The following is a 12,020-nucleotide window of genomic DNA, read 5'->3' on the forward strand; positions in this document are numbered from 1 at the left end:
CCGATGAAATTCACCGATCAGCCGACTTCCTTCCACAGCGAAACCCGCTATGCGGAGGCATGACCGACGGCGGCGACAGCTTTTCGATCACCGCGCCGGCCTCGGGCGTCAAGGCGACCGCGCTGGTGTTCGCCTCGCCGCACTCGGGCGACCGCTATCCGACGGACATGGGCGCCGCCCCCGACCTGGCGCCGGCCAGCCTGAAAAGCGCCGAAGACGCCTTGGTCGGACAGTTGATCGCGGACGGTCCCTGCCAAGGCGCGGCCCTGATCGAGGGGCGGATCGGCCGGGCCTATGTCGATCTGAACCGCGACCCCGGCGAGTTGGATCCCGCCTTGATCGACGGCCTGGACGGGCCGGTGGGGGCCAAGACCGCCGCCGGCTACGGCGTCGTGCCGCGCCTGGCGGGCGACGGGACGCCCCTCTATGCGCGTCGGCTGAGCCTGGCCGAGGCGCGGGGCCGCATCGCTGCGGTTCATCACCCCTATCATCAGGCGCTGGGCGAACTGATGGAGACGACGCGCGCGCGCCATGGGCGGGCGGTGCTGATCGACTGGCATTCGATGCCGGCACGAGCGGTGGGGGCCGAGGTGGTGCTGGGCGACCGTTACGGCTCGGCGTGCAGCGCGCGGCTCAGCCGACGGCTGCGGGACCTGTTCGAGGGACTCGGTTGGCGGGTGGCGCAGAACCACCCCTATGCCGGCGGTTGGTCCACCCAGCGCTGGGGTCGGCCCGACGACGGCTATGAGGCGATCCAGATCGAGCTGAGCCGGCGGCTGTATCTGGACGAGGCGACGCTTCAACCCGCCGCGACCTACGCCCCGACGCAAAAGGCCCTGTCGCGCGTGATCGCCGCCCTGTGTGCGGAGCCGTGAGCGCGGAGCCATAGGCGCAAAGCCTTGGGTGCGCCTGACTGATCGCTGATCAGATCAAAAAAAAAGCCGCACCCGAAGGTGCGGCATTAAAGTCTATAGGGAGGAAACGCCCAGGAAGGGCAAGACGCCCGGAGGCGTCAGAGGTCAACTTAGGTTGCGATGCACAATAGGTCAAGGCCGATGCGCGTCCTGGTGGTCACGCCTTGTTACGCAAATACGGCGATGTAACCGGTAACATGGCGCGTATTAGACCAAAGTCTGACATCGACCTTATCTCGCATGTGCGAGATATAGGCCCTCAATGCTCCAGCAAACGCCGCGCATTGCGAATAGCCCGCGCGGCCGGCGAGGCTTCCTGGCGATAGATCAGCAGGCCGAACGACGACGCCACACCGAGCGCCAGCCACAGCGGCCCGAACAGCCAGGCCGCCGCCGCCAGGGCGAAATAGTATCCCCTAACCCCCTGGCTGAATGAACTGAGGGCGGGGTTCAGAAGCTGACCCGCCGCCTCGCTGAACGCCTTGCGGTCGGTATTGGAATGCAGTTCGGGGGCCGAGCCGATCAGGGCCAGGGTGTAGTTCATCTGGCGCAGCGCCCAGATGAAGTCGAGAAAGCCCCGCGCCAGACAAATCAGCACCAGGGCCAGCTTGGCCTCCAAGATCTTGATCGGCACATTCTCGGCCCCGACGGCGGCGAACCCCTGGAGCGCGCTCTCGCCGCCGAACAATATGCCGCCCACCGCCGCGATCAGCAGCAAATTTGTCGAGGCGAAGAAGGAGGCCGAGTTGATCGAATGGCCCATCAGTTGGCTGTCGATCAGCTTCATCTCGCGGTGGGTCATGGACTGCATCCACACCGCACGGACATGCTCCATGTCCTTGTTCAGCGAGCCGCCCTTACGGCTGATGAAGGCCAGGATGGGGCTGTATCCCAGCCAGCAGATGAAAAAGAGCGCCAGGGCGGCCCAGTCGGTCAAGGTCATGGACAAGATGTCCGCGATGATGCGCCTGGACGCAAGCCTGTCCGCCGCATGTCGCGCTTGCCGTTACGGGCTGGTAGGCTTATCACGCCTCGCCTTTTCGAATTTCGCAGTCGCAGCAAAGATCCGCCATGAACCTTGACGCCATTCCGGTCGGCCCGAACGCTCCCTGGGACATCAACGTCATCATCGAGATCCCGCAGGGCGGTCTGCCGGTGAAGTACGAGATGGACAAGGCCTCCGGCGCCCTGTTCGTCGATCGGTTCCTGCACACCGCCATGTACTACCCGGGCAACTACGGCTTCGTGCCGCACACCCTGTCGGACGACGGCGATCCCTGCGACGTGATCGTGCTGAACCCGACGCCGGTCGTGCCCGGCTGCGTCATCCGCTCGCGCCCCATCGGCGTGCTGAAGATGACGGACGAGGCCGGCGGCGACGAGAAGATCCTCGCCGTGCCGGTCGACAAGCTGAACCCCTACTACACCGAGATCGCCAGCTATCGTCAGCTGCCGGCCATCCTGATCGAGCAGATCGAACACTTCTTCACCCGCTACAAGGACCTGGAGAAGGGCAAGTCGGTCACGGTCGAGGGCTGGGGCGACGCCGGCGAGGCCGCCGACATGATCGCCAAGGGCATGCAGGCGCACCTGGACAAGCTGGCCAAGGGCAAGGCCGCCAACGCGGCCTGATCGGGCGCGACAACGGCTGAGACATCAAAGGCGCCCTCCGGCTGGAGGGCGCCTTTTTGCTGGGCGGGAGACGGCCCAATCTCACGTCTCCTCCCTGCGAAGCGGGGAGGTGGCGCGGCGCGTCTTCGCGCCGTGACGGAGGGGTTCTGCGCCGCACCACAGTCGCCTGCGGGACTTCAAGAGCCCCTCCACCGCGTAGCCTGTCCTCGGGCTCGCCTTTGGCGAGACCCGGGGGCGGTCTCCCTCCCCGCTTCGCAGGGAGGAGACTTGGCGCCTCGGCCCAACTCCAGATCGCCCAGCGCGACATTGCGCGCGCCCCCTCCCGCTCCGCTTTGCGACCTCCTATCTGCACCACATGACTGAATTGACCCCCCGCGAGATCGTCTCCGAACTGGATCGCTATATCGTCGGCCAGGACGACGCCAAGCGCGCCGTGGCCGTGGCGTTGAGGAACCGCTGGCGCAGGAAGCGCGTGCCGGCGGACCTGCGTGACGAGGTGACGCCCAAGAACATCCTGATGATCGGCCCCACCGGCGTCGGCAAGACCGAGATCGCCCGGCGCCTGGCCAAGCTGGCGGGTTCGCCCTTCCTCAAGGTCGAGGCCACCAAGTTCACCGAGGTCGGCTATGTCGGCCGCGACGTGGACCAGATCGTGCGCGACCTGGTCGAGAGCGCCCTGATCATGGTGCGCGAGCGCAGGCGCGGCGACGTGCGGGCCAAGGCGGAAGCCGCCGCCGAGGACCGCATTCTGGACGCCCTGGTCGGACCGGGCGCGGGGCCGGCGACGCGCGACAGCTTCCGCAAGAAGCTGCGGGCCGGAGAACTGGACGACAAGGAGATCGAGATTTCGCTGGCCGACACCGCCTCGCCGATCCAGGGCCTGGACATTCCGGGCGGCGGCAACGTCGGCCTGCTGAACCTGTCGGAGATGCTGGGCAAGATGGGCGGCGGGCGCACCAAGACCGTCAAGCTGACCGTGCGCGACGCGACCACGCCCCTGATCGCCGAGGAGGGCGACAAGCTGCTGGATCAGGACAGCCTGACCCAGGAGGCGCTGCTGCTGGCCGAAAACGAGGGCATCGTCTTCCTGGACGAGATCGACAAGGTCGCCGCGCGGCAGGGCGCATCCGGCGCCGACGTGTCGCGCGAGGGGGTCCAGCGCGACCTGCTGCCGCTGATCGAGGGGACCACCGTCTCGACCAAATACGGGCCGGTGAAGACCGACCATGTGCTGTTCATCGCCTCGGGCGCCTTCCACGTCGCCAAGCCGTCGGACCTGTTGCCCGAGCTTCAGGGACGCCTGCCGATCCGGGTCGAGCTGAAGGCCCTGACGCGCGACGACTTCAAGCGCATCCTGACCGAGCCCGAAGCCAATCTGATCCGTCAGAACCAGGCCCTGCTGGCGACCGAGAACGTGACCCTGACCTTCACCGACGATGCGGTCGAGGCGATGGCCGATGCGGCGGTGGCGGCCAACAGCGCCATCGAGAACATCGGCGCGCGGCGGCTTCAGACCGTGATGGAGCGGGTGCTGGAAGAGACCAGCTTCAAGGCCTCGGACCTGTCGGGCCAGACCGTGGCCTTCGACGGCGACGCCGTGCGCCAGAAGATGGACGCCCTGACCAAGGACGTCGATCTGAGCCGCTTCATTCTTTAGAGACGACCTCCACGGCCTTGCGGTTCTGGCGGCCGCGCATTCGGTCCGCCACCCGCTCGGCCTGGCGCTGGGTGAAGGCCAGGGCGGCGGGGTTGCCGCGCCGGGCGCCGATGCTGTCGGCGACCTTGGCGCCGCGCTCGCCGATCGGCAGCGGCTTGCCGGTCGTGGTGTCCACGGCGGTCTGGTGCTCGATCTCGGCGTTCAGCTCGGCCCCCATCAGGATCACCTGCACCGACAGCCAGGTCCACAGCAGGAAACCCATCATGGCCGCCAGCGGCCCATAGCTGTCGGTCCGCACAAAGTTGTTCAGATACCAGCTGAACAGGAAGGACACCGTCAGGCTGAGCACGGCCGCAAAGATCGCGCCGGGCGTCACCCAGCGCCAGCGGGCGCGCTGACGGCAGGGGCCGAAGCGATAGATGACGGTCAGGGCGGCGATATAGCCGGCCAGCAGCAGCGGCCAGCGCAACGGCGCCAGATAGCCCCACTCCTCCTCCAGCCCGAACAGCCGCACCACCACCGGCACGCCGACCACCAGCACGGAGGTCAGCAGCACCGCCACGATGGCCCCCACGGTGAAGGCCATGCACAGCAGGTTATAACGGATCAGGTTGCGCCGCTCGACCTCGTGGTAGGCGACGTTCAGGCCGTAGAACAGCACCTTGACCGCTCCGTTGGCGGTCCACAGCGACAGGGCCAGGGTCCAGATCAGGGTGAAGGTCAGCTGGCTGTTCGAGTTCTGGGCCAGGCGCTGCATCTCTCCGCCCAGGAAGACGGCGATGCTGTCGGGCAGGACGGCGTAGAGGAAGTTCAGCCGCCCCCAGGCGTCCGCCGGATCGGCGAACAGGCCGTACAGGGTCACGAACGTACCCAGCAGGGGGAACAGCGACAGCAGGGTGAAGAAGGTCACGCCCCCCGCCACGAACCCGACCCGGTCGCCGAAATAGGAGCCGCCGGTGCGCCAGACGATGTCGGACCAGCCCCTATGCGGGATGTGCTCGGGCCGTTTGGCCATGCGACCGCGCCCCGGCTCCTTGGCGTCGTAGTCCTCGGGCGTCGGCGGCTTAGGCGGTAGGGGTTCTGGGCGTTCGGGACGCAGCTCGACCCCGACCTTGTGGCCCTGGCTGTACAGCAGGTGGGCGGCGCCCGCTCCGGCCGTCAGCCCACCGACGGCCGCCGCGACATAGCGCCAGATCCCGCCGCCGCCCTTGCCGCCCCGCCGCACAGGGCGGGCCGAGGACGACAGGCGTGACAGGACGGACGGGCGTTGGGCGGACTTGCGGTCGGACATGGCTGGCGAACGGTATAGCTGCGCACCCGTTCCGCAAATGCTTGAAATCGGCGCCCGCGCGGGCCAATCAGCGACCATGACCGCATCCAACACCCTGCTGACCGCGTGGAAGGCCGCCCAGGCCAGGCTGAAGACCGGCAGCATCGACAGCCCCGCCATCGACGCCCGCCTGCTGCTGGAGGCCGCATCGGGCGCCAGCCGCATGGACATCCTGACCGATCCCTATCGCGTCATCACCGACGACCAGCTGAGCGCCTATGAGGCCATGGTCGAGCGCCGCCTGAGGCGCGAGCCGGTGTCGCGCATCATCGGCAAGAAGGGCTTCTGGAAGATCATGCTGAACGTCACCCCCGACGTGCTCAGCCCCCGCCCCGACACCGAGACCCTGATGGACGTGGCCATGCTGGCCTTCGCCAGGAACGAGGCGTTCGAGGCCATCGACCTGGGCACCGGCTCGGGCGCGATCCTCTTGGCCCTGCTGGCCGAGCGGCCGGCCGCCAAGGGCGTCGGCACCGACATCTCGTCGGAGGCTTTGGCCGTGGCCAAGGAGAATGCGGCCAACCTGGACCTGAACGACCGCGCCGTCTTCCTGCGCACCGAATGGGCGGCGGGCTTTGGCGACGCCAGCTTCGACCTGGTCTTGTCCAACCCGCCCTATATCCCCACCGACCATATCGCGACCCTGGACCCCGAGGTCCGCGACCACGACCCGCACCTGGCCCTGGACGGCGGCCCCGACGGGCTGCAGGCCTATCGCGACCTGGCGCCCGAGGTGAAACGCATCCTGAAACCGCTGGGCGTCTTCGCCGTCGAGATCGGCTTTGATCAGGGCCCGCAGGTCAAGGCCCTGTTCGAGGCCGCCGGCTTCACCGACGTCAAGATCATCAAGGACCTGGGCGAACGCGACCGCGTCATCACCAACGGCCCGGACCCGAGGACCAACCCGATCCCCAAGGACTGAGGGATTTCAGACGGTCGGCTGCGAAAAACACCGTCTGAATAGTGCAATTCGTCTCAAATCCGCCCTCCCCGGCTGCGCCGCGCGTCCGATGCGGACGAGCGGAAACAGGATCGCACGGTTTTGGAGGATGGGCAGGAAGAGGACGCTGGTGGGCGGTAGAGAGTTGAAATCTCTGGCTCCCTTGGCCGCAGATGCGCGGGTTAGCGGCTTTCGCTTGCCGAAAGCCGGCGACGGATGTGGGATGGGGTTCTAACGGAGACCCGCGCATGACGACCAGCCGCCTGACGCCATGCTCGCGGGGGCTTCGCCAGAGCGGCGGCCTGGCCGAGGACCGCATCTGGGCGCGACTGCGGGGCGGCGCGGTCGACGGCTGGAAGGTGCGACGCCAGCACCCGGTCGGCCGCTTCGTGGTCGATTTCGCCTGCGTCCCGCTGCGGCTGGTCATCGAGATCGACGGCGGGGTGCATGAGCACGATGAGGTCGCGCTGAACGACCACTACCGCCAGCAGGAGATCGAGGCGCTAGGCTGGACCGTCGTCCGCTTCACCAACACCGAAGCCCTGACCGACCCCGCCCGCATCGACGACGCCATCCGTGATCGCGCCAGGACGCTGGGCCTCTAAGCTTCCCTCTCCCATTGGGAGAGGGCTTGAGCCTCCGAGAGCGCAGCGATCGGCAAGGCGAAAGGGTGAGGGTCGCGCGCCGCCCAGACACCCGCTGCGGCCCGACCGGTGCGACGGCTCACGCCGACTTCAACACCCGACCCTCATCCGTCCGCTTCGCGGCCACCTTCTCCCAATGGCAGAAGGATCAAGTTGGCCTCCCCTCTCCCATTGGGAGAGGGCTTGAGCGCACGGCGGTGCAGCCGTCGTCCTTGCGCGAAAGGGTGAGGGTCGCGCGCCACCCGGACACCCGTTGCGGCCCGACCGGCGCGACGGCTCACGCCGACTTCGACACCCGACCCTCATCCGTCCGCTTCGCGGCCACCTTCTCCCACCGGGAGAAGGATCAAGTTTTGCCCTCCCCTCTCCCATTGGGAGAGGGCTTGAGCGCACGATGGCGCAGCCGCCGTCCTTGCGCGAAAGGGTGAGGGTCGCACCCCCCGGACACCCGCTGCGGCCCGACCCGTGTGGCGGCTCCCGCCGACTTCGACACCCGACCCTCATCCGTCCGCTTCGCGGCCACCTTCTCCCAATGGGAGAAGGACCGCACCCTACTTCTTCTTGTCGGGACGTTGGGACAGGGCTGACCCCGCCGCGCTCTTGGAATCTTTGCCCGTTCGATCGTCGCGCAGCACCTTGGATGCGGATTTACCGGCTTTATCGCTGGTCTGCTCATTCTTAGCCATGACAGCCTCCTAATCAGACAAACCAAAAGCGTTAATGTTCCTGTTTGGTTCCCATGCATCCCTCTCCCATTGGGAGAGGGCTTGAGCGCACGGCGGCGCAGCCGACGTTCTTGCGCGAAAGGGTGAGGGTCGCGCGCTGCCCAAACACCCGCTGCGACTCAGCCGGTGCGGCGGCTCACGCCGACCTCGACATCCCGGCCTTATCATCCGTTTCGCAGCAATTTTCTCAACGGGAGATAACGATCCGAGACGACAACGGCTGGGCTATGACAGACACCTGCACGCGCCGCTCCGACTTTTTTACCAACCTAGAGAGCACACGAACAACTAACAGCAGTAGCGTCTCATAAATTTGCTGGATACTGCTGTCATATGGACGGACCCTGCCGTAAAATTGGCATGGCAGCACGGGAACGGTTAGAATGGCAGCCACTCGGAAAGCTGAGCAAATAAGAAGCTACGAAGAGGTTCGACCTCAATATGTGGCTTTGTCTGCGAGTTTACAAAATCTGATTGAAAGCCTTCTGCGATCTGAAGGGATAAGATTCCATCTTGTAGAATCTCGCGCCAAGACAACTGAATCTTTCTCTGAAAAAATTTCGCGGCCGGGAAAGCGTTATAAATCTCCTCTTTCCGACATGACTGACCTTTGCGGCGTACGTGTGATATGTAATTTTCACGATGATATCGCAAAAGTAATAGATATCATGAGGACAGAATTTGTTGTTAAAGAAGAACAATTTAGCAATAGCCGAGAAAGTCTAGAATCTTTCCGGTTTGGCTATTTGAGCTATCATCTAATATGTCAAATTAGTGAGCGAAGATACGAACTTCCGGAGTGGCGGCAGTTCAAAAACATGAACGTAGAAATACAGGTAAGAACAGTAGTCCAGCACGCTTGGTCAGCCGTTTCTCATATTGTAAACTACAAGCAAGATTCCGATGTGCCGTCAGCACTTCAAAGAAAGCTGAATAGATTAGCCGGTCTATTTGAACTTGTAGATGAGCAATTTGTAGAAATAAGAAACGAGCGGCTGGACAACCAACTTCAGGCGAAGAATTCAATCGCTTCAGGTGATAAAACTATAAAAATATCAGCATATAGCGTTAAAGAATTTCTTGCGGCTTCTGATGTTACAAAATTACTTGTGGATAACGCGACCGAAGCAGGATTTGATATTTATGAAGATGGTGAAAATCCGTATAACTTTACGGAGGATGAAACTGATGAGGATTCAATTTCCCACCTTTCAAGCATTTCTCAACGGCTAGGCCTGAAATCCGTTTCAGATCTAGAAATAGCTCTGAAATCTGCAGATTTCCGCATATTTGAGCGCTTAATCAATGATGATGATGGAGATTCATGGAGCGCATCGCCTGCATTTTTAGCAATTCTTGCTTTGATTGACGTCTACAAGAAGTCGATAAAGAAAGAAGACCTAACAAGTAACGGTTTCCATGAATCAATTGCAGATCGCGCAATAAAAGCTGCAAAGGCAGCTTGAAACCCTTGCCCTAATGCACCCGCACCTTCCCGATCTCTAGCCCGCCGTCCCCCGCCGTCACAGCAATCACCCCGCCGTCCTCGATCTCGCCGGCCAGTAGTTTCCTTGCAATCGGATCGACCAAGTCCTTCTGGATCACCCGCTTCAGCGGCCGCGCCCCATAGGCGGGGTCGTAGCCGCGGTCGGCGAGCCAGGCCAAAGCTCTGTCATCGAGGTCCAGCGACAGACGGCGGTCGGCGAGGAGTTTCTCGAACCGTGACAGTTGGATCCGCACGATGCCGCCCATCTGGTCGCGGCCCAGGCGGTGGAACAGGATGATCTCGTCGATCCGGTTCAGGAACTCGGGCCGGAAGTGGGCGCGGACGGCGTCCATGACGAAGGGGCGGACGGCTTCCACATCATCGCCCTCGCCCTGTTCGGCTAAATACTGGCTGCCCAGGTTGGAGGTCATGATGATCAGGGTGTTGCGGAAGTCGATGGTGCGGCCCTGGCCGTCGGTCAGGCGGCCGTCGTCCAGCACCTGCAGCAGGACGTTGAAGACATCGGGGTGGGCCTTTTCGACCTCGTCGAACAGGACGACCTGATAGGGGCGACGGCGCACGGCCTCGGTCAGGGCGCCGCCCTCGTCATAGCCGACATAGCCGGGAGGGGCGCCGATCAGGCGGGAGACGCTGTGCTTCTCCATATATTCCGACATATCCAGGCGGGTGATGGCCGCCTCGTCGGTGAACAGGAACTCGGCCAGGGCCTTGGTCAGTTCGGTCTTGCCCACGCCGGTCGGGCCCAGGAACAGGAAGCTGCCCAGCGGTCGGTTGGGGTCGTTCAGGCCGGCGCGGGCGCGGCGCACGGCGTCGGAAACGGCGGCGAGCGCCTCGTCCTGACCGACGACGCGGCCGCCCAGGGCGGTCTCCATCTGGAGCAGTTTCTCGCGTTCGCCCTCCAGCATCTTGTCGACGGGGACGCCGGTCCAGCGGCTGACGACGGCGGCGATCTGTTCGGCGTCGACGACCTCGGGGGTCAGCGGACCCTTGCCGCTGGTCTCGTTGGCTTCGGCTTCTTCGAGCTGTTTTTCGATCTGGGGGATCTGGCCGTAGGCGATCTCGGACGCGCGGCCCAGGTCGCCGGCGCGCTGGGCGTTGGCCAGTTCGAGGCGCAGGCGGTCCAAGGTTTCACGCAACGTCGCGCCCTGGCCGACCTTGTCCTTTTCGGCCTTCCACTGGGTGGTCAGGTCGTCGGACTGGCCTTCCAGATCGGCGATCTCGTCCTCCAGCTTTTCCAGCCGGGCCTTGGACGCCGTGTCCGTCTCCTTCTTCAGGGCCTCGCGTTCGATCTTCAGCTGGACCAGGCGGCGGTCGATCTCGTCCAGGGCCTCGGGCTTGGAGTCCACCGCCATGCGCACGCGGCTGGCGGCCTCGTCGATCAGGTCGATGGCCTTGTCCGGCAGGAAGCGGTCGGTGATGTAGCGGTTCGACAGGGTGGCGGCGGCGACGATGGCGCTGTCCGAAATCCGCACCCCGTGGTGGACCTCGTACTTCTCCTTCAGGCCGCGCAGGATCGACACCGTGTCCTCGACCGTCGGTTCGGCGACGAAGACCGGCTGGAAGCGACGGGCCAGGGCCGCGTCCTTCTCGACGTGTTTGCGATACTCATCCAGCGTGGTGGCGCCGACGCAGTGCAGTTCGCCGCGTGCCAGCGCCGGCTTCAGTAGGTTGGAGGCGTCCATGGCGCCGTCGCCCTTGCCGGCACCGACCAGGGTGTGCATCTCGTCGATGAACAGGACGATGCCTCCCTCGGCCGCCGAGACCTCGGACAGGACGGCCTTCAGCCGCTCCTCGAACTCGCCGCGGTATTTCGCGCCGGCGATCAGGGAGCCCATGTCCAGCGCCATGACGGTCTTGTCGCGCAAGCTCTCGGGCACGTCGCCGTTGACGATGCGCAGGGCCAGGCCCTCGACGATGGCGGTCTTGCCGACGCCCGGTTCGCCGATCAGGACGGGGTTGTTCTTGGTGCGCCGGGCCAGGACCTGGATGGTGCGGCGGATCTCCTCGTCGCGGCCGATGACCGGGTCGATCTTGCCGTCGCGGGCAGCCAGTGTCAGGTCGCGGGCGTAGCGTTTCAGGGCGTCATAGCCGTCCTCGGCGCCGGCGCTGTCGGCGGTCTTGCCCTTGCGCACCTCGGCGATGGCGGCGTCCAGTTTCTCGGCCGTCGCGCCGGAGGATTTCAGCACCTCGGCGGCGACCCCGCCTTCCTTGGCGAGCGCCGCCAGCAGGCGTTCGGTGGTGACGAAGGCGTCGCCGGCCTTTTTCGACGCGTCCTCGGCGGCGGCGAAGACGCGGGCGGTGTCGCCGTCCAGATAGAGCTGGCCCGAGCCGCCAGAGACCTGGGCGCGTTTCTTCAATGCGGTCTCGACATCAGCCTCGGCGCGGCGGGCGTCGCCGCCGGCGGCCGTGATCAGGTTGCGGGCCAGGCCGTCGCGCTCCTCCAGCAGCACCTTGAGCAGATGCTCGGGCGCGAACTGCTGGTGACGGCGGGCGAGCGCCAGCGACTGGGCCGACTGGACGGCCTGTTTGGCGCGGTCGGAATAGAGTTCGAGATTCATGGTCTTCAGTCCCCTCGGGAGGCGGATTTCAACCCAATGCGCCCTTGCAGGAAGCGACGCCATGAGCCGTTGCATCCGAGGTGGGTGTGGCCGGTTGGACACGCAAGACCCCG

General features: G+C 64.7%; 10 protein-coding genes. 6 read left to right on the plus strand and 4 right to left on the minus strand.

The genetic code is table 11. The annotated features are described in order from the left end of the window. Nucleotides 1–59 precede the first annotated feature (59 nt). Nucleotides 60–875 (plus strand): N-formylglutamate amidohydrolase, encoded by an 816-nt coding sequence (locus ACZZZD_RS08165; protein WP_463434154.1) that lies wholly within the window; start codon nt 60–62, stop codon nt 873–875. 298 nt (nt 876–1,173) lie between these two features. Here ACZZZD_RS08165 and ACZZZD_RS08170 read toward each other — a convergent pair whose 3' ends face one another. After that, nucleotides 1,174–1,857, minus strand: a complete 684-nt coding sequence (locus ACZZZD_RS08170; protein ID WP_463434156.1) for a DUF599 domain-containing protein — start codon at nt 1,855–1,857, stop codon at nt 1,174–1,176. 128 nt (nt 1,858–1,985) lie between these two features. On the opposite strand from ACZZZD_RS08170, the gene ppa reads away from it, so the two are divergent. Together ppa and hslU are read left to right on the plus strand one after the other, a co-directional pair. Next, a complete protein-coding gene (gene ppa / locus ACZZZD_RS08175; RefSeq protein WP_463434157.1) occupies nt 1,986–2,546 on the plus strand; it encodes an inorganic diphosphatase in 561 nt (186 codons plus the stop codon). Between the two features lie 355 nt (nt 2,547–2,901). After that, nucleotides 2,902–4,203 carry an ATP-dependent protease ATPase subunit HslU gene (hslU, locus tag ACZZZD_RS08180; RefSeq protein WP_463434158.1) on the plus strand — a complete coding sequence of 434 codons (1,302 nt, stop codon included), beginning with the start codon at nt 2,902–2,904 and terminating at the stop codon, nt 4,201–4,203. On the opposite strand, the gene ACZZZD_RS08185 is transcribed toward hslU, so the two are convergent. Beyond that, nucleotides 4,193–5,494, minus strand: coding sequence for a YihY/virulence factor BrkB family protein (locus ACZZZD_RS08185; protein WP_463434159.1), 1,302 nt, complete (start codon nt 5,492–5,494; stop codon nt 4,193–4,195). The two genes, hslU and ACZZZD_RS08185, sit on opposite strands and share 11 nt — an antisense overlap. 76 nt (nt 5,495–5,570) lie before the next feature. Between ACZZZD_RS08185 and prmC the strand changes: the two genes are divergently transcribed. Together prmC and ACZZZD_RS08195 are read left to right on the plus strand one after the other, a co-directional pair. Next, the gene (prmC, locus tag ACZZZD_RS08190) at nt 5,571–6,455 is read left to right on the plus strand and encodes a peptide chain release factor N(5)-glutamine methyltransferase (RefSeq protein WP_463434160.1); all 885 of its coding nucleotides are present in this window, start codon (nt 5,571–5,573) and stop codon (nt 6,453–6,455) included. A 266-nt stretch (nt 6,456–6,721) separates the two neighbouring features. Then, on the plus strand, nt 6,722–7,078 hold the full coding sequence (locus ACZZZD_RS08195) for an endonuclease domain-containing protein (protein ID WP_463434162.1): 357 nt from the start codon (nt 6,722–6,724) through the stop codon (nt 7,076–7,078). A 590-nt stretch (nt 7,079–7,668) separates the two neighbouring features. Here ACZZZD_RS08195 and ACZZZD_RS08200 read toward each other — a convergent pair. After that, nucleotides 7,669–7,803: a hypothetical protein gene (locus tag ACZZZD_RS08200; protein WP_463434164.1), complete on the minus strand. Its 135-nt coding sequence runs from the start codon at nt 7,801–7,803 to the stop codon at nt 7,669–7,671. A 422-nt stretch (nt 7,804–8,225) separates the two neighbouring features. On the opposite strand from ACZZZD_RS08200, the gene ACZZZD_RS08205 reads away from it, so the two are divergent. Then, a complete protein-coding gene (locus tag ACZZZD_RS08205) occupies nt 8,226–9,308 on the plus strand; it encodes a GTP pyrophosphokinase (protein ID WP_463434166.1) in 1,083 nt (360 codons plus the stop codon). 10 nt (nt 9,309–9,318) lie between these two features. Here the strand turns inward: ACZZZD_RS08205 and clpB are convergent, their stop codons facing one another. Then, nucleotides 9,319–11,907: an ATP-dependent chaperone ClpB gene (gene clpB / locus ACZZZD_RS08210; RefSeq protein WP_463434168.1), complete on the minus strand. Its 2,589-nt coding sequence runs from the start codon at nt 11,905–11,907 to the stop codon at nt 9,319–9,321. Between the last annotated feature and the right edge of the window lie 113 nt (nt 11,908–12,020).

This window comes from Brevundimonas sp. AC546 (assembly GCF_979258305.1).

Excerpts from the sequence above, each read along its gene's own strand:
- ACZZZD_RS08165 (WP_463434154.1), top strand. The coding sequence starts at position 60 with ATGACCGACGGCGGCGACAGCTTTTCGATCACCGCGCCGGCCTCGGGC.
- prmC (WP_463434160.1), top strand. The coding sequence starts at position 5,571 with ATGACCGCATCCAACACCCTGCTGACCGCGTGGAAGGCCGCCCAGGCC.
- hslU (WP_463434158.1), top strand. The coding sequence starts at position 2,902 with ATGACTGAATTGACCCCCCGCGAGATCGTCTCCGAACTGGATCGCTAT.
- ACZZZD_RS08200 (WP_463434164.1), bottom strand. The coding sequence starts at position 7,803 with ATGGCTAAGAATGAGCAGACCAGCGATAAAGCCGGTAAATCCGCATCC.
- ppa (WP_463434157.1), top strand. The coding sequence starts at position 1,986 with ATGAACCTTGACGCCATTCCGGTCGGCCCGAACGCTCCCTGGGACATC.
- ACZZZD_RS08205 (WP_463434166.1), top strand. The coding sequence starts at position 8,226 with ATGGCAGCCACTCGGAAAGCTGAGCAAATAAGAAGCTACGAAGAGGTT.
- ACZZZD_RS08185 (WP_463434159.1), bottom strand. The coding sequence starts at position 5,494 with ATGTCCGACCGCAAGTCCGCCCAACGCCCGTCCGTCCTGTCACGCCTG.
- ACZZZD_RS08195 (WP_463434162.1), top strand. The coding sequence starts at position 6,722 with ATGACGACCAGCCGCCTGACGCCATGCTCGCGGGGGCTTCGCCAGAGC.
- ACZZZD_RS08170 (WP_463434156.1), bottom strand. The coding sequence starts at position 1,857 with ATGACCTTGACCGACTGGGCCGCCCTGGCGCTCTTTTTCATCTGCTGG.
- clpB (WP_463434168.1), bottom strand. The coding sequence starts at position 11,907 with ATGAATCTCGAACTCTATTCCGACCGCGCCAAACAGGCCGTCCAGTCG.